This is a genomic window from Methylobacterium sp. WL7 (assembly GCF_008040085.1).
In the GTDB taxonomy this organism is placed as follows: domain Bacteria; phylum Pseudomonadota; class Alphaproteobacteria; order Rhizobiales; family Beijerinckiaceae; genus Methylobacterium; species Methylobacterium mesophilicum.
This window is the reverse complement of sequence record NZ_VRVG01000025.1, coordinates 20,447-36,707: the sequence shown is the minus strand read 5'-3', so window position 1 is coordinate 36,707 and position 16,261 is coordinate 20,447. Positions and strand designations below refer to the sequence as shown.

At 69.7% G+C, this 16,261-nt stretch carries 13 protein-coding genes and 1 tRNA gene; 8 read left to right on the top strand and 6 right to left on the bottom strand.

Annotated features, from left to right (window positions below; translation table 11 throughout):
• Positions 1 to 90 precede the first annotated feature (90 nt).
• Together FV233_RS09455 and FV233_RS09450 are read right to left on the bottom strand one after the other, a co-directional pair.
• The gene (locus FV233_RS09455) at positions 91 to 459 is read right to left on the bottom strand and encodes a DUF427 domain-containing protein (protein WP_147897319.1); all 369 of its coding nucleotides are present in this window, start codon (positions 457 to 459) and stop codon (positions 91 to 93) included.
• Positions 456 to 1,352: a methyltransferase domain-containing protein gene (locus FV233_RS09450; RefSeq protein ID WP_147897318.1), complete on the bottom strand. Its 897-nt coding sequence runs from the start codon at positions 1,350 to 1,352 to the stop codon at positions 456 to 458. Before FV233_RS09450 ends, FV233_RS09455 begins: the two co-directional genes overlap by 4 nt.
• A 181-nt stretch (positions 1,353 to 1,533) precedes the next feature.
• On the opposite strand from FV233_RS09450, the gene FV233_RS09445 reads away from it, so the two are divergent.
• Both FV233_RS09445 and FV233_RS09440 read left to right on the top strand, forming a co-directional pair.
• Positions 1,534 to 1,779, top strand: a complete 246-nt coding sequence (locus FV233_RS09445) for a hypothetical protein (protein WP_147854778.1) — start codon at positions 1,534 to 1,536, stop codon at positions 1,777 to 1,779.
• Positions 1,780 to 1,797: 18 nt separating this feature from the next.
• Positions 1,798 to 2,559, top strand: a complete 762-nt coding sequence (locus FV233_RS09440) for a ComF family protein (RefSeq protein WP_147897317.1) — start codon at positions 1,798 to 1,800, stop codon at positions 2,557 to 2,559.
• Between the two features lie 6 nt (positions 2,560 to 2,565).
• Here FV233_RS09440 and FV233_RS09435 read toward each other — a convergent pair whose 3' ends face one another.
• On the bottom strand, positions 2,566 to 3,159 hold the full coding sequence (locus FV233_RS09435) for a GNAT family N-acetyltransferase (RefSeq protein ID WP_147897316.1): 594 nt from the start codon (positions 3,157 to 3,159) through the stop codon (positions 2,566 to 2,568).
• A 307-nt stretch (positions 3,160 to 3,466) separates the two neighbouring features.
• On the opposite strand from FV233_RS09435, the gene zapE reads away from it, so the two are divergent.
• Both zapE and FV233_RS09425 read left to right on the top strand, forming a co-directional pair.
• The gene (zapE, locus tag FV233_RS09430) at positions 3,467 to 4,699 is read left to right on the top strand and encodes a cell division protein ZapE (protein ID WP_147897315.1); all 1,233 of its coding nucleotides are present in this window, start codon (positions 3,467 to 3,469) and stop codon (positions 4,697 to 4,699) included.
• Positions 4,696 to 7,650: a response regulator gene (locus tag FV233_RS09425; protein ID WP_238260386.1), complete on the top strand. Its 2,955-nt coding sequence runs from the start codon at positions 4,696 to 4,698 to the stop codon at positions 7,648 to 7,650. Before zapE ends, FV233_RS09425 begins: the two co-directional genes overlap by 4 nt.
• 59 nt (positions 7,651 to 7,709) lie before the next feature.
• On the opposite strand, the gene ubiB is transcribed toward FV233_RS09425, so the two are convergent.
• The 3 genes from ubiB to leuB form a co-directional block, all read right to left on the bottom strand.
• Positions 7,710 to 9,272, bottom strand: a complete 1,563-nt coding sequence (gene ubiB, locus FV233_RS09420; protein ID WP_147897314.1) for a 2-polyprenylphenol 6-hydroxylase — start codon at positions 9,270 to 9,272, stop codon at positions 7,710 to 7,712.
• Positions 9,273 to 9,687: 415 nt separating this feature from the next.
• Positions 9,688 to 10,470, bottom strand: a complete 783-nt coding sequence (gene ubiE / locus FV233_RS09410; RefSeq protein WP_147853575.1) for a bifunctional demethylmenaquinone methyltransferase/2-methoxy-6-polyprenyl-1,4-benzoquinol methylase UbiE — start codon at positions 10,468 to 10,470, stop codon at positions 9,688 to 9,690.
• A gap of 86 nt (positions 10,471 to 10,556) precedes the next feature.
• Positions 10,557 to 11,666: a 3-isopropylmalate dehydrogenase gene (gene leuB / locus FV233_RS09405; RefSeq protein WP_147897312.1), complete on the bottom strand. Its 1,110-nt coding sequence runs from the start codon at positions 11,664 to 11,666 to the stop codon at positions 10,557 to 10,559.
• 409 nt (positions 11,667 to 12,075) lie between these two features.
• On the opposite strand from leuB, the gene FV233_RS09400 reads away from it, so the two are divergent.
• From FV233_RS09400 to FV233_RS09385, 4 genes are all read left to right on the top strand, one after another.
• Positions 12,076 to 13,638: a 2-isopropylmalate synthase gene (locus tag FV233_RS09400; RefSeq protein ID WP_147897311.1), complete on the top strand. Its 1,563-nt coding sequence runs from the start codon at positions 12,076 to 12,078 to the stop codon at positions 13,636 to 13,638.
• Between the two features lie 103 nt (positions 13,639 to 13,741).
• Positions 13,742 to 13,817: transfer RNA gene (locus FV233_RS09395), tRNA-Lys, on the top strand.
• Between the two features lie 235 nt (positions 13,818 to 14,052).
• The gene (locus FV233_RS09390) at positions 14,053 to 14,655 is read left to right on the top strand and encodes a hypothetical protein (RefSeq protein WP_147897310.1); all 603 of its coding nucleotides are present in this window, start codon (positions 14,053 to 14,055) and stop codon (positions 14,653 to 14,655) included.
• Positions 14,656 to 15,218: 563 nt separating this feature from the next.
• Positions 15,219 to 16,187, top strand: a complete 969-nt coding sequence (locus FV233_RS09385; protein ID WP_147897309.1) for a helix-turn-helix domain-containing protein — start codon at positions 15,219 to 15,221, stop codon at positions 16,185 to 16,187.
• The last annotated feature ends 74 nt before the right edge of the window (positions 16,188 to 16,261 follow it).

The following is a 16,261-nucleotide window of genomic DNA, read 5'->3' as shown; positions in this document are numbered from 1 at the left end:
TCCGGTTGACCAACGCGAGCGTCGCGATAGCCCGACAACGCAGGATCTTCAGTCGTTTCGCCATCATGCCGAGAACGGGATGGCAGCCCGCTATGGCGCGTCCGACACTTCGATGGCATCGACCCGGTCGGGATAGAACGCCACGTGGCCCGCGATCTCCGCCACCGCCGGAAACGGCGCGTCATAGCTCCACACCGCCTCGGGTCGCCGCGTGCCGTCGACCACGAGGTCGAAGTAGCGGGCATCGCCCTTGTAGGGGCAGTGGCTGGTGCGTGAAGTGGGCACGAAATGGTCCGCCCGGATGTCGGCCCGGGGGATGTAAAACACCGCTTCGTAGCTGGATTCCTTCAGGCGCAGGGCCTGACGCGTGTCGGCGACGGGTACGCTCGCCACGAGAACGCGCACCCGGCGCGCCTCCGCCGTGATCGTGATCGGATGGTCGGCGCTCGGGCTTTTCATGGCGTTCTTCCGGGTTCAGGCTTCAGTTCGACGGTACCGAGGGCGTCGGCCAGGCGTGATTTGGCGGTGCCGGGCCGAAGCGGCTTCTGCTGGCTCTCGTGCGGCACCCAGCCCGACAGCCACAGCACCTCGAAGGTCGCCCGCACGCGCCCGTCCGGGTCGGAGAAGCGCTCGGCGTAGGCCTCCGCGGTGCGCACCAGGGTCGTCCGGCGCAGGGGCGTGCGCCGGCGCTCGGTGAGCACGTTGGTCATGCCCATCGCCCGCAAATCCCGCATCAACCCGAACGCGTCGGCATAGCGCACCGTCAGGGTGTCGGTGTCGGCCACCGGCAGGGCGAAACCCGCCCGCTGCATGAGGGCCCCGGCCTCGCGAACCGCCGCGAACGGCGCCACCCGCGGGCTGATCCCGCCCTCGATCTCGCTCTCGGCCTGGGCGAAGCTCTGGCGCAGCTCGGTGAGGGTGGCGCCGCCCAGCAGGCACCCGAGGAACAGGCCGTCGGGCCGCAGCGCCCGGCGCAGCTGGATCAGCGTGCCGGGCAGGTCGTTGACGGCCTGAAGCGCCAGCAGCGAGACCGCGAGGTCGAGGCTTCCGGCCGCCAGGGGCAGCAATTCCGGATCGCCGACGATCATCAGGTTCTTCCCGCCCGGTGCGGGCAGGGCTGCCAAGCGGAGATGCGCGGCCTCAGGGTAGCGCGCGGCAAGTGTCGGCGCGGCACCGCCCCCCGGCGTCGCGAGGTCCAGTACCGTCGCGAAATTGCGCAGCACCGCCCCGAGGCGATCGTCCATGTCCTCGACGACGCGGTCGAGCAGGAAGCCGGCATAGCCGTTCCGCTCGGCTCGAGCGAGGCGCGTGCGGGCGAGGGCGGTGTCGAACAGGGCGGCAGGGGAATCCATGGCGAACCAGATGGCGCTTTCGAACCCATCCTGCCAGCATCCTCGAAGACGCCTGTGAAGCCGGTCGATCGCCGTCACACACAGAGCCGTGAGGCGGGCTAACGTGGTGGAACGACTCGGCGGGGTCGCCGTTCCTGCTGCGACTGGCCGCAAGGCCGAGATTCGTTATGGAGTGCAGGTCATGAAGCGCATCCTCGTCGGAGCCGCAATGGCGCTGGCCACCCTCACCGCCGCGGGCGGCGCCGAGGCGAAGGGCTGCATCAAGGGCGCGATCGTCGGCGGCATCGCCGGCCACTATGCCGGCCATCACGGCCTGATGGGTGCCGCCGCCGGCTGCGCCATCGGTCGCCATCGGGCGAACGCCAAGGCCCGGGAGATGGACCAGCAGGTCGATCAGCGGGGCGCGCGTCCCGTCTCGGCCCGCTAGCACCCGTTTGCGACCCGAATGACGGCTCTCAAGGCCGTCGCATCGGCCCTGCGCGGCTTGCCGCGCGGGGTCGTTTCGCTGATCTACCCGCCGACCTGCGCCGGCTGCGGCGCCGCCACGGCCGATCCCGGAGCCCTGTGTCCGGCCTGCTGGACCGGCCTGCGGCTGATCGAGGAGCCTCTCTGTCCGCGCTTCGGCACGCCGTTCGCGGTGGATCTCGGCGTTGGGCCTCTGCTTTCCCCCCGCGCCATCGCGGAACCGCCGGTCTTCGGACGTGCGCGCGCCGTCGCGCTCTACGACGATGTCGCCCGCCGCCTCGTCCACCGGCTGAAATACGAGGATCGCCTCGACCTGTCCGGCGTGATGGGCCGGATGATGTCTGCGAGCGGCCGGGCCCTGATCGCCGAGGCGGATTGCGTCGTCCCGGTGCCGCTGCACCGTTGGCGGCTCTGGCGTCGCCGCTTCAATCAGGCCGCCCTTCTGGGCCGGGTGATCGCCCGGGGCGCCGGCCTTCCGTTCGAGCCGTCCGCACTCGTCCGCGTGCGGGCGACCCGCTCGCAGGTCGGCCTGAGCCGGCCGGCCCGCGCCGAGAACCTCAGCGGTGCCTTCCGGGTGGACGCCGCCCAGGCGCACCGGATCCGCGGCCGGAAGATCCTGTTGATCGACGACGTCATGACGACCGGGGCGACCTGCAATGCCGCGTCCCGTGCGCTGCTGCGCGGCGGGGCGGCATCCGTGGACGTGCTGACCTTCGCGCTGGTCGGCGACACGGCCGGCTGAGGCCGTTCAGGCGGTGGCTCGCTCGCGGTGCGGGAAGCTCACCGCCAGGGTGAAGTCGAACGCCTCCGCGATGGTCTCGTGCCAGAGCGAGAACGGCGTCGGCCGGGCGAGATGAAGCGCGCCCTCGGTCTCGGTCCCGGCGCGCTGCAGCGCTGCGCCCTGCTTGGCCGCCAGCCGCAGCATCGGCCCGTTCCCGGACAGGCAGCGGACGTGCAGGTCGGCCACGCCGCGATGGCGGGCGGCGCGGGCGATCCGGGCGAACAGGGACGCGCCGATGCCCTGGCGGCGGAAGGCGCGCTCCACCGCGAAGGCGGCTTCCGCCCGCGGGCCGAGACCGTAGGGGGAGGCCCCGATGGCCATCGGCCGCAGCTCGGCCAAGCCGCGCAGCTCTCCCTCCACGAAGGCGCCATACATCACGCCGTCGGCGGTAAGCGCCTGCGCGGCATAGGCCCGCACGCCGGCTTTGCTGACATTGCCCATGAAGCGATTCGCGCGCGCCTCCGGATCGAGGCGCAGGAAGTAGTCGAGGACCGCATCGCGGTCGGCCGGCCATAGGCGCCGGACCGTGTGGGCCGACACGGCGAGGTGTCGAACGGCCATGGTGGGTCTCCGGTCTGTGCGCGTTGTCGCGCAAGTTGGTCCGGACGTTCCTCCCGAAGGACGAGGCTGATCTCGCATCCCCAAGCTCGTTGTGCAATGCAGCAAAATGACTGAGCCTGTTGGCGGGAGACCTGCCATGCGCCGGCTTTCTGGAACGGGTCGGCACGCCGTGTTCCAGGTTGCCTCGGTCCGCGGGCTTGATTCGCGTCGAGCTTGCACGGCACAGGGTTGCGGCCCCGGCGGGAACGGTCGACCGGGGGCGGGGGTGCCGGTCCGGCGCCGTATCGCGTTTCAGGGGACCGGCGGCGTGAGCGAGCAATCCGGGAAGCAACACGCGCCATCCGCGGAGGCGCGAGCCAGCGCCGTGTCGCCCGGCCCGGTCCATGAGCGCTACGAGGCCCTGGTCGCCACCGGCGCCATCGAACGGGATCCCGCCCAGGCACAGCTGGTGCGCGCCCTCGACCGGCTGATCCAGGATCTCGGACGCCGCAAGCGTGCGAACAAGACCAGCGCGCTGGGATGGCTGTTCCGGCGCAAGGACGAGGCGCCGGCTCCCAAAAGTCTCTACATCTGGGGCTCGGTCGGCCGCGGCAAGACCATGCTGATGGACCTGTTCCACGAGGCCGCGCCGGGACCCAAGCGGCGGGTCCACTTCCACGGGTTCCTCGCCGACGCACACGCGCGCATCCACGCTTACCGCCAGGCGCTGAAGGCCGGCACCGTGAAGGGCGACGACCCGATCGGCCCCGTCGCCGACCAGCTCGCCGACGAGGCGACCCTGCTGTGCTTCGACGAGTTCACGGTGACCGACATCGCCGACGCCATGATCCTCGGGCGCCTGTTCGGCCACCTGTTCCGCCGCGGCGTCATCGTGGTGGCGACCTCCAACGTCGAGCCCGACCGGCTCTACGAGGGCGGCCTCAACCGGGCTCTGTTCCTGCCCTTCATAGCGACGCTGAAAGAGCAGGTGGACGTGGTGCGGCTCGATTCGCGGACCGATTTCCGCCTTGAGAAGCTCGGCGGCACGGCCGTCTATCACGTGCCGGCGGATGCGGCCGCCCGGGCGGCCCTGGACGCCGCGTTCAAGGGGCTCACCGGCAAGGCGCGGGGCCGCACCGCGACGATCCAGGTCCAGGGCCGCGACGTCGCGATCCCCGAGGAGGCCAACGGCGTCGCGCGCTTCGGCTTCGACGACCTCTGCCGGCAGCCGCTCGGCGCCTCCGACTACATGGCCCTGGCGCGGACCTTCCACACGGTGATCCTCGACGGGATCCCGGTGCTCGGAGAGGCTGAGCGCAACGAGGCCAAGCGCTTCATCACCCTAGTGGACACCCTCTACGACCGGCACGTGAAGCTCGTCGCCTCGGCGGCGGCCGAGCCGCAGGACCTCTACGCGGCGGAGTCCGGGCGCGAGGCGTTCGAGTTCGATCGGACCGTCTCCCGCCTGATCGAGATGCGCTCGCGGGAATACCTCGCCCTGCCGCACGGACGGGCCGATTCCGAGGCCTCGGGTGCCAGCACCGGGCTGGTGGAGACGTGAGCCGCCCCGGAGTCGGCTCGATCTTCCGCCTGCGGCGGCCGAACTGGCGCGGTGCCGGTCCGCTCGGACCGCTTCTCGGCTCGCCGGCCGCCTTCGTCCTGCTGGTCGTCGCGCTCGCGGCGGGCACAGCCAACTACATTGCCGGAGAGGCCGACCGGGCCGCGACCGCGCGGGCCAACGCCACGATCACCGGGGTCGAGCGGCTGCTCTCCGAGGTCAAGGACCTCGAGACCGGCGAGCGCGGTTTCGTGCTGGTGGGCAGCGAGGATTACCTGACGCCCTACACCGTCGCGCTCGGCAAGCTCGAGACCGAGCTCGCCGCCCTCGGGGCGACTGCGCAGGAGCCGGTCCGCAGCGGCGGCCCGTCGCTCGCCGGGCTGGTGGCGCAGAAGCGCGACTTCGCCACCCGGGTGGTCGCGGCACGCCGGGACCGGGGCTTCGACGCGGCCACCGACCTCGTCCGCACCGGCGAGGGCAAGCAGCTGATGGACGCGATCCGCGCGGAGGCGACGGCCCGCCAGGCGATCACGGCCCAGCACCTCGGCGAGGTACAGGCCCGGGAGCGCTGGCGCGGGCTGATCCTGTTCCTGCTGTCGGGGGCTGCCGCGCTCGGCGCGATCGTGCTGCTGGCCCGCCTCGCCCTGGTGCGGCGGCAGGAATCGCTGCGCATGTCGCGCCTGCTCGACGGCGTGCTGGCCAACGCCCCCGTGGGCCTCGGCTTCCTCGACCGCGACCTGAAGATCCGCCACATGAACCGGGCGCTCGCCACCATGAGCGAGCGCGGCTTCGGGGCCGATCTCGGGGCCCCGATCTGGGCGATTCTGCCGACGCTGCAGGAGGCGCTGGCGCCCAAGCTCGCGGCGGCGCTCAACGAAGGCCTGGTCTCGCCCAACGTGCCGGTGGCGATCCCGACGCCCTCGGCGCCCGGGGGCGTCCGCCAGTTCTCCATGAGCTTCTACCCCCTGCGCGGCGAAGCGACGGGGCCGGACAGCGGGCAGGACGTCGAGGGGGTGGGCCTGGTCGTGGTCGACGACACGATCCGCCACCTCGCGGAGATGCGGACGAAGCGCAGCGAAGAGCGCTTCCGCTCGCTGATCGAGGCCAGCGCGGCGATCGTCTGGACCGCCAACCCGGAGGGCAGCCTGCACCGGCGACAGATCGCCTGGAGCCGCTTCACCGGCCAGGACGAAGCAGCCTACGCCGGCCTCGGCTTCCTCGACGTGATCCATCCGGACGACCGTGCCCACACCCAGGCCGACTGGGCCCGCGCGGTGACGACCCTGCAGCCCTACGCCACCGAACACCGGATGCGTGCCCGCTCCGGCGCGTACCGGCACATGAGCGTGCGCGCCGTGCCGATCCTCGAAGCGGACGGCACGCTGCGGGAATGGGTCGGCACCCACACCGACATCACCGAGCGCAAGGAAGCGGAGGCCGCCATCGAGGCGGCGCGGGCCGCGGCCGAAGCCGCCAACGAGGCCAAGAGCCAGTTCCTGGCCAACATGAGCCACGAGCTGCGCACGCCGCTCTCGGCGGTGATCGGCTATTCCGAGATGGTCCAGGAGGAGTTGGAGGATCTGGGCGAGGCGGCCCTGATCGCCGACATGAAAAAGATCGAGTCCAACGCCCGGCACCTGCTCGGCCTGATCAACGACGTGCTCGACATCTCCAAGATCGAGGCCGACCGGGTGGAGATCTACGCTGAGGATTTCGACGTCGCCGAGGTGGTCCGCGACGTCGCCGCCACCGTCGAGGGGCTGATCGCCAAGAAGGGCAACACCCTCGCGCTGGACCTCGCAGCGGATGTCGGCACGGCCCACACCGACGTGACCAAGCTGCGCCAGTGCCTGATCAACCTCCTGAGCAACGCCGCGAAGTTCACCGAGAACGGCCGGATCACGCTTGGGGTCACCCGCACCGCGGAGGCTCTGCGCTTCACGGTCGCCGATACCGGCATCGGCATGAGCGCGGAGCAGGTCGGGCGCCTGTTCGAGCGCTTCACCCAGGCCGACGCCTCGACCACCCGCCGCTTCGGCGGTACCGGCCTCGGCCTATCGATCACCCGGGCCTTCTCGGAAATGCTCGGTGGCGCCATCGTGGTGGAAAGCCGGGAAGGGGAGGGCACCGTCTTCACGCTCACCCTGCCGGCGCAGTTCCAGGGCCCGGAGGCCGAGCACGCGAACGCGGCCGGCGCGGGCGTCGGCGACCGCCGGACGATCCTGGTGGTGGACGACGATGCCGCGACCCGCGACCTGCTCGCCCGTTTCCTGGAGCGGGAAGGGTTTTCCGTGGCGGTGGCGGAGGACGGGCGCCGGGGCCTCGAACGCGCCCGCGCCCTGCGCCCCCGGGCGGTGCTGCTCGACGTGACCATGCCGCAGATGGACGGCTGGGCGGTGTTGCGGGCCCTGCGGGCGGATCCCGAGATCGGCGCGACGCCGATCGTGATGGTCACGGTTCTGGACGAGCAGAACCTCGCCTTCTCCCTCGGCGCGACCGACTATCTGCAAAAGCCGATCGACTGGGGCAGCCTGCGCCAGGTCATCGACCGCTTCCGGCCGGTGACCGTCGATGGCCCGATCCTGGTGGTCGAGGACGAGGCGGACGTGCGCGCCCACCTCTGCGCCTATCTCGGCCGCGAGGGCTTTCCCGTGGTCGAGGCGGAGAACGGGCTGCGCGCGTTGGAGACGCTGGAGACGGAGCGTCCCTGCCTGGTGCTGCTCGACCTGATGATGCCGGAGATGGACGGCTTCGGCTTCCTGCGGGCCATGCGCGCCCGGGCGGACTGGCGCGACATCCCCGTGGTGGTGCTCACCGCCAAGGACATCACCGCCGAGGACCGCCGCCGCCTCGCCGGCCAGGCCGACCGGGTTCTGGCGAAGGGGACCACCGGCCTGAGCGAACTCGCCCGCGAATTGCGGGCGCTGATGCCGGGGCATGCCGAGGTGGATTGAATCGCTTCTCGTCCCGCTCGGGACGATACCGCGGTTGGGTTTTCAGCCGATCCTGGCGATCAGAAGCTCCGGAACGCCATCACCAACGCCCCGATCGCGATGCCCCACAGGGCGAGCGTCGACCAGAGCGCGCGTCGGCGCTCGGTGCGGGCGAAGCGCTCCAAGCGTTGCGCGTCCCCGGTCCCGCTCTCGTCGAGGCGGATCAGCACGCGCTTGAGCCGCGTCGCGAGGTCGGGGATGTCGCCGACCACACCGGAGAGCACCCGCAGGGCCTCGAAGCCGCTCTGGGCGCGCCCGAGCGGGCCCGCATTCGTGGTGATCCAGCTGCGCACCACCGGCTCGGCGGTGGTCCACATGTCGAGGCGCGGATCCAGCGAGCGGGCCACGCCCTCGACCACCACCATGGTCTTCTGGAGCATCACCAGCTCGGTTCGAGTGCTCATGTCGAACAGGGCGGTGATGTCGAACAGCAGCGTCAGCACCTTGGACATCGAGATCTCGTCGGCCCGGCGCTGGTGGATCGGCTCGCCGATCGCCCGGATCGCCTGCGCGAAATCCTCCACCGAATGGTGCGCCGGCACGTAGCCGGCCTCGAAATGCACCTTCGCCACCCGGCGGTAGTCGCGCAGGATGAAGCCGAGCAGGATCTCAGCGAGGAACCGGCGCTCGTTCAGGCCGAGCCGGCCCATGATGCCGAAATCCACCGCCACCAGCCGGCCCTCGGCGTCCACCAGCAGGTTCCCCTGGTGCATGTCGGCGTGGAAGAATCCGTCACGGATCGCCTGCCGCAAAAAGCTCTGGATCACCGTGCGCCCGATCGCCTGCGGATCGTGGCCGGCCGCGACGAGTTCGGCCGCGCTGTGCAAGCGCACACCCTCGATCCACTCGGCCGACAAAACCTCCCGGGCGGTCAGCTCCCATTCGGGTTTCGGCACCCGGAAATCGAGGTCGTCCCGGGTGTTCTCGGCGATCTCCGAGGCGGCGGCCGCCTCCAGCCGGAAATCCATCTCCATCATCACGGAGCGGGCGAGGATCTCCACCACCTCGCGCGGGCGCAGCCGCTCGGCCTGCGGGGAGAGGGCGTGCACCACCCGGGCCATGAAGCGCATGACTTCGAGGTCGCGCATGAAGCGCTCGCGCACGCCCGGGCGCATCACCTTCACGGCGAGCGCCCGCTGCGTGCCGTCGGCATCCTGCACGACGGCCTTGTGGACCTGTGCGATCGAGGCGGCGGCGATCGGCTCGCTGAACGACACGAACAGCGCGTGCACCGGCTTGCCCAGTGCCATCTCGACCACCTTCAGGGCGGTCGCCTGCGGGAACGGCGGCACCCGGTCCTGCAACCGCTCCAGGTCGAAGGCCGCCCGCATGCCGACGATGTCGGGCCGGGTCGCCAGGAACTGGCCGAACTTCACGTAGGAGGGGCCGAGCCGCGTCAGCGCGGACGACAGTCCGGCGGCGCCGTCATCCAGACCCCGGCGCTCCAGGGACCGTCCGAGCTTCAGCGCGAAGCGCAGATGCGCGGGCAGCTCCGACGGATCGACTAGAGCGAGCGCGCCCTCGCGCGCCAGGACGAAGCCGACCCGGGCGCCGCGGAACAGGTTGATCGCGGCGCCGATCATGGACGCACCATCGTATCATCCAGGCCCCGCCGAACGCTCGCAAGATGAGACATCGACATGCCCTCGGCGGGCCTCTCCGCCTCCTTGCGGCTACGGCCTGCCCTGGTTTCGATCGCAGCCGCGGGCATATCGTGCGTGCAGAAGGCGCTGGTCCCCTCTCCCGTGTGGGAGAGGGACAGGGTGAGGGATGCGACTTTTCCGGAGAACCCTGGTCCCTCACCCCAACCCTCTCCCGCACGGGAGAGGGGGTGCATCGCGGCCTGCCACAACCCTGGTGCCTCAAACCTGTGTCGCCCGTAGCCCTTGCAGGCAGGAGCCGGAGCTGGTGCCGGATGCGGCGCGGCGGTCCCGTCTGAACCACCCCCACCCCCAGCCCCTCCCCATGAGGGGGAGGGGAAAGCGTTGTGGGCCAAGATCAGGAGACCTTCCAGCCGGAATGGATCGCCACGATCCCGCCCGAGAGCGGCCGGTCCGTGACGTGACGGAAGCCGGCACGCTCGATCATGCCGCTGAAGGCACCCCGGCTCGGGAACTTCCGTATCGATTCGACCAGATACCGGTAGGATTCGGCGTCCCCGGCCACCCGGGCGCCGATCCGCGGGATCACGTGGAAGGAATAGGCGTCGTAGATCCTGTCGAGCAGCGGGATATCGACGGCTGAGAATTCGAGGCACAGGAACCGGCCGCCGGGCTTCAGCACGCGGCGCGCCTCGGCGAGGGCGGTCTCGATCCGCGGCACGTTCCGGATGCCGAACGCGATCGTGTAGGCGTCGAAGGCGGCGTCGGGCAGCGGCAGGGTCTCTGCGTTGCCGGTGACGAAGGCGATCCGGTCGCCCGCGCCCTCGACCTTCTCCCGGGCCCGCTCGGCGCCGACGCGGAGCATCGATTCGTTTATGTCGAGCACCGTGACCCGCGTCTTCGGGCCGCCCGCGGCGAGCACCCGGAACGCCACGTCGCCGGTGCCGCCCGCGACGTCGAGATGCGCGAAGGGCCTGCCCTGCGGCGGCCGCAGCATCGAGACGAGCTGCGCCTTCCAGGCCCGGTGCAGGCCCGCCGACATCAGGTCGTTCATGACGTCGTAGCGGCGGGCGACCGAGTGGAAGACGCTGTCGACGCGCCCCTGCTTCTCGTCGAGCGACACGCGCTCGAAACCGAAATCCGCGCCTTCGCGCTCCGTCGCCCCGTCCCCGGCCTTCATGACGCTCCCGTTCCTCACGTCCGCGCGTCATAGCGAAGGCCGCGCCCATCCGCCATGCGTCCTATCACGCGGACGGTGCCGGATCCTCAGCCGACGCGGGCACGCAGGGCGTCCGCCACGGCATTCGCCATGGCGCGGGTGCCCATCGGATTGATGCCCTCGCCGGCGATGTCGGCGGTGCGGGCGCCCCCGGCCAGCGCATCCATAACGGCGCCGTCCAGCGCGTCCGCGGCCTCGCCCAGGCCGAACGAGTAGCGCAGGCACATGGTCAGCGAGCCGATCATGGCGATCGGGTTCGCCTTGTCCTGGCCGGCGATGTCCGGGGCCGAACCGTGGCACGGCTCGTAGAGCGCCCGGCGCACGCCGCTGTCGTCCACCGCGCCCAGCGACGCCGAGGGCAGCATGCCGAGGGAACCGGTCAGCATCGCGGCGAGGTCGGACAGCACGTCGCCGAACAGGTTGTCGGTCACCAGCACGTCGAACTGCTTCGGCCGGCGTACCAGCTGCATGGCGCAGTTGTCGGCCAGGATGTGCTCCAGCTCGATCTCGGCGTAGTGCTCGGCATGGACCTTGGTGACGACCTCCTTCCAGAGGACGCCGGACTTCATGACGTTGTGCTTCTCGGCCGAGGCCACCCGGCCGGAACGCTTGCCCGCCAGGTCGAAGGCGACCTTGGCGATCCGCTCGATCTCGCCCGTCGTGTAGACCTGGGTGTCGACCGCCCGCTTCGAGCCGTCCTCCAGAATGGTGATCTCCTTGGGCTCCCCGAAATAGACGCCGCCGGTCAGCTCGCGGACGATCATGATGTCGAGGCCCTCGACCAGCTCGCGCTTGAGCGCCGAGGCGTCGGCAAGCGCCGGATAGCAGATCGCCGGCCGCAGGTTGGCGAACAGCTCCAGATCCTTGCGCAGCCGCAGCAGGCCGGCCTCCGGACGGTTCTCGTAGGCCACGCCCGCCCATTTCGGGCCGCCGACCGCGCCGAGCAGGATCGCGTCCGCCGCCCTGGCGCGCGCCAGGGTCTCGTCCGAGAGGGGGCTGCCGTGTGCATCGAGGGCGCAGCCGCCGACGAGGTCGGTCTCGGTCTCGAACGCGGCGAGCCCGGTCTCCTTCAGGGCTCCGAGCACGACCTCCATGCCGGCCGCGACCTCCGGGCCGATCCCGTCGCCGGGCAGGAGCAGGAGCTTGTAGCTGGCCATGGCGGTCTCGCGGGTTCTCTCTCGACGTGCCGGCGGGCTTTATCGAGGGCGGACCGCGCTTGGCAAGGCGGCGGGCGAGGGCGGCCCTTGTGTTTCCGGCACGCGGGGGCTACCTCTGCGGCCCTTCGCGCGGATGCCGCTTCACGCCGTCCGCGATTCACCCGGGAGAGACGAGCCTTGGCCAGAGCCGGCTCAGCGTCCGAGACCGCCCACGCCGCTTCGCCGGCGTTGCGGTCGCGCGCGCATCGTGCCCGGCTTCGTCTTCCGCTTCTGCTTACCCGCCCCTGAGGGCCGTCCGGGCGCGCGCGCCTGGGCCTTCAGGGGATTTTTTGAATTCGCGAACCTCGCCCCTTTTGGGCTCCCCGCCGCCCCGAGCCTTCCGCCGGGCGGCCCGCGACAGGGTAAAGCCATGACCACCAGCAGCACCACCGCCCGCGAACGCATCGTCATCTTCGACACCACCCTGCGCGACGGCGAGCAGTGCCCCGGCGCAACCATGACCCACGACGAGAAGCTCGCGGTCGCCGAGCTCCTCGACACGATGGGCGTCGACATCATCGAGGCCGGCTTCCCGATCGCCTCGATCGGCGATTTCGAGGCCGTCTCGGAGATCGCCCGGCGGACCAAGCGTGCCACCATCGCGGGCCTCGCCCGCGCGATCCCCGCCGACATCGCCCGGGCCGGCGAGGCGGTGCGGCACGCCAAGCGCGGACGGATCCACACCTTCGTGTCGACCTCGCCGATCCATCTCGCGCACCAGATGCGCAAGACCCAGGACGAGGTGCTGGAGATCATCCTCAAGACCGTGGCCCAGGCCCGCGACCTCGTCGAGGACGTGGAATGGTCGGCCATGGACGCGACTCGCACGCCGATCGACTACCTGTGCCGCTGCGTCGAGGCCGCGATCAAGGCCGGCGCCACCACGATCAACCTGCCCGACACGGTGGGTTACGCCACGCCGTCCGAGTATCGCGACATGTTCGCGTCCGTGCGCGAGCGGGTGCCCAACGCCGACCAGGCGGTTTTTTCCGTCCACTGCCACAATGATCTGGGTCTCGCGATCGCCAACTCGCTGGCCGGCATCGAGGGCGGCGCCCGGCAGGTCGAGTGCACGATCAACGGCATCGGCGAGCGCGCCGGCAACGCCGCGCTCGAGGAGATCGTGATGGCGCTGCGCACCCGCGCCGACGTGCTGCCCTACGAGACCGGCATCGAATCGACCATGCTGACCCGCGCTTCCAAGCTGGTGAGCCACGCCACCAACTTCCCCGTGCAGTTCAACAAGGCGATCGTCGGCCGCAACGCCTTCGCGCACGAGAGCGGCATCCACCAGGACGGCATGCTCAAGAACGCCGAGACCTACGAGATCATGACGCCCGCCTCGGTGGGCCTGACCAAGACCTCCCTGGTGATGGGCAAGCACTCGGGCCGGGCGGCGTTCCGCTCCAAGCTCGATGACCTCGGCCTGCACCTGTCCGACAACCAGTTCCAGGACGCGTTCGAGCGGTTCAAGGCGTTGGCCGACCGCAAGAAGCACGTCTACGACGAGGATATCGAGGCCCTGGTCGACGAGAACCTCGCCACCGCCCATGACCGGATCCGCCTGGTCTCGCTCTCGGTCATCGCCGGCACGCGGGGCCCGCAGCGCGCCACCCTCCGCATCGCCGACGAGGACGGCACCCGGATCGAGGAGGCCGACGGCAACGGGCCGGTTGACGCGGTGTTCAACGCGATCACCGCCCTGGTGCCGCACAAGGCCGAGTTGGAACTGTACCAGGTGCAGGCGGTCTCCGGCGGCACCGACGCGCAGGCTGAGGTCTCGGTGCGGCTGCGCGACGGCGACCGCAGCGTCACCGCTCGGGGCGCCGACCCGGACACGCTGGTGGCGTCCGCGAAGGCGTATCTCTCGGCCCTGAACAAGCTCGCGGCCCACGCCGTGCGGGTTCATGCACAGCACGCGGCAGCGGAATAGCAAAAAACCCGCGTCCGGGGGTGGACAGCCCCCGGATGCGTTGGTATCAGCCCGCCACCCCGGACGGACTTGGTGGCCACCGGGGCGGGTCGCAGACGCGATCGGGCGCATAGCTCAGTTGGTAGAGCAGCTGACTCTTAATCAGCGGGTCCTAGGTTCGAACCCTAGTGCGCCCACCAAGACTTCCCAGGACGCTCCTCACAATCTGTTTTGTCGGATCGTCGCCGCGCAGGCGCCGATGGGGCGTATCGGCTTGGTATCGTTGCGCCGCTCCCCATTCACAACGAAATCAATTCTTTGGCGACAGCGCTGAAGACAATTCGTTCTACCTATGCAATTTCGGGTTTAGAACTATCTCCGCCTGAAGATGGTCTGGCTTTCGCATATCGCGGGCTGAACTCGGAGATTTGTCGGTTGGTTCGTTTCGCCTCGATTGTCGCCGCGGCGGGGGCAGCTGCCCTGGCGTGGTGCGGGCCCGCTTCGGCGGCACCGGAGATCACCCTCGCGGCGATCGCGACGGGCCGGCTCTACATCGTCGGGACGACGGAGCGTCCGCACATGCCGGTGGTGTTGGAGGACAAGTTCCGCACTGAGTCGGATGAGAAGGGCCGGTTCCAGTACGAGCTCGTCTATCATCCGAGCCGGTGCATCGTGTCCGCGATGATCGACGGCAAGAGTGTGGAGGCCGTCGTGAGCAATTGCGGCCAGACCTGCACGGCGGCGCCGCAGACTGCGGCTGTCGGCCCCGCCTCAGTCACCCCGCCGCAGCCGCAGCGAGCGGTGCCGCACAATCGGGCCACCGTCGCGCAGCCGTCGAGCCCCGCCGCCCCCGCGGCCGAGACGACGGATACCGCGCTGAGGAACGTTCCGATTGCCCGGCCGCCGCGGCCGCCGCAACGACCTGCGGTGCAAACGCCCCCGCAGGTTCGGACCGTCCAACCGGCCAAGCCGGCGCGCAAGCCGCGGCCGGTGCCGCGGCAGGCCCCCGACGAGGCCGGCCCTCCGATCGCGGATTGATCGATCGCGCCGCCACGCTCGAAACCTGAACCGGCCAAGCCGGGACGCCTCGAGGCAAGGACGACGACGGACCTGATCGCTCCCGCCTCTATCGATGACATGGCGCAGGTGACAGACAGCCCCGTCGCGCCGGGGGCCTCCGATGCGCGACAATGCGGACGAGGCGCTCCAATCGGGGCCAGCGCTGCCGCCGGCGTTGCAGGCCCCCGTGCAGCGACCCGATCCCGGCCATCCCAGGATCGATACCGACTGACATTCCGAAGTAGAGCCACACAGCATCGCCGCGTGGGTTTGCCGAGGGCCACAGCGCGCAGATAACGGCCTTCTTCTGCGCGACGTTTTAACTCATACAAAACAGCCACTACAAAGGGTGACGATTATTCCGCCCAATGCCAGTAATCGAAATTTTATTTCCAATACAAAAATCTCGCACGAATCTTAATAGATTGAATACAGTAATTATCTGATTTTTAGACCAATTAATTCGGATCTACCATTTTTAGGTGCGCTGATCGATAATGCGGCAATCCTGGATCGAGATTGCCGAGACGACTTGCGATTCGATGAAAATCATCTTTTCAGCTATCAGTGATCGATCCAATACGAATTTCAATCTCTGGAGGGATTTTGCCACGAGCCGCCTGATGCCAGCCGAACTGCTTCGGGTGGACGATGGTCCCTTCCACGGCTTGTTCGAAGGGACCGATCTCGGGTCGCTGCTGATCACCCGCTCGACGTTCAGCGCCGTGCGGGTCGAATCGACCCCGGCCACGCTTCGGCGAAACCACAAACGGGACACGCTTGCCGTGACGGTCAAGCTGTCCGGAACGTCGGTGTGCGAGCAGTTCGGGCGCCAGGCCGTGGTGCAGCCCGGTGAGATCGCGGTCCTGGATCGGGCGAGCCCGTCCGTCCGACAGACGTCCGGACCGTCCCGATCCTTGCTCCTGGAAATCCCCCGAGAGCGCTTGGAAAGCCTGCTCGGGGACGCCCGCCACTTCTCGGCCCTGACCATCGGACGGGACCTCGGCAGCGCTCGGCTGGTGACGACGTTCCTAGACACGTTGCTGCATGTCGAGACCGCGCTCACGGCCGACGTCGCCCAGCGGATGTCGGCCATCGCCGTGGACCTGATCGCGGCCAGTATCGCCGAGCGCCTGGCCAAGGAGGTTCCCCGGCCTTTGCACGGCACCGTCGTGGTCCAGCGGGCCAAGTCCCATGTCGAGGCCAATCTCGGCGACCTGACCCTAGACCCGCCCCAGCTCGCGGCGGCCGTCGGCGTGTCGCTGCGCCGCCTTCAGGAACTGTTCCATGAGCACGGGCAACACATCTCCGATTGGATCTGGCAGCGCCGGCTGGAGACCGCGGCCAAGCGCCTGGCCGACCCGGGCTGCCGACACCTGTCCCTCGGCACCCTGGCCTATGGCTGCGGCTTCGCCAGCCAGGCGCATTTCTCCCGGCGGTTCAAGGACAAATACGGGATGGCGCCGAGCGAGTTCCGGCATCTTGCCGATCGCGCCATCGCGAAACCCTGAATATACCCGCGCGGGTGTCCGATTCTGATCTCCCGGCCGGCCAGCACGGCCAACTCCGTCCATACCGCGTTGGG

Excerpts from the sequence above, each read along its gene's own strand:
- FV233_RS09455 (WP_147897319.1), bottom strand. The coding sequence starts at position 459 with ATGAAAAGCCCGAGCGCCGACCATCCGATCACGATCACGGCGGAGGCG.
- FV233_RS09450 (WP_147897318.1), bottom strand. The coding sequence starts at position 1,352 with ATGGATTCCCCTGCCGCCCTGTTCGACACCGCCCTCGCCCGCACGCGC.
- FV233_RS09445 (WP_147854778.1), top strand. The coding sequence starts at position 1,534 with ATGAAGCGCATCCTCGTCGGAGCCGCAATGGCGCTGGCCACCCTCACC.
- FV233_RS09440 (WP_147897317.1), top strand. The coding sequence starts at position 1,798 with ATGACGGCTCTCAAGGCCGTCGCATCGGCCCTGCGCGGCTTGCCGCGC.
- FV233_RS09435 (WP_147897316.1), bottom strand. The coding sequence starts at position 3,159 with ATGGCCGTTCGACACCTCGCCGTGTCGGCCCACACGGTCCGGCGCCTA.
- ubiB (WP_147897314.1), bottom strand. The coding sequence starts at position 9,272 with ATGATCGGCGCCGCGATCAACCTGTTCCGCGGCGCCCGGGTCGGCTTC.
- ubiE (WP_147853575.1), bottom strand. The coding sequence starts at position 10,470 with ATGAAGGCCGGGGACGGGGCGACGGAGCGCGAAGGCGCGGATTTCGGT.
- leuB (WP_147897312.1), bottom strand. The coding sequence starts at position 11,666 with ATGGCCAGCTACAAGCTCCTGCTCCTGCCCGGCGACGGGATCGGCCCG.
- FV233_RS09400 (WP_147897311.1), top strand. The coding sequence starts at position 12,076 with ATGACCACCAGCAGCACCACCGCCCGCGAACGCATCGTCATCTTCGAC.
- FV233_RS09385 (WP_147897309.1), top strand. The coding sequence starts at position 15,219 with ATGAAAATCATCTTTTCAGCTATCAGTGATCGATCCAATACGAATTTC.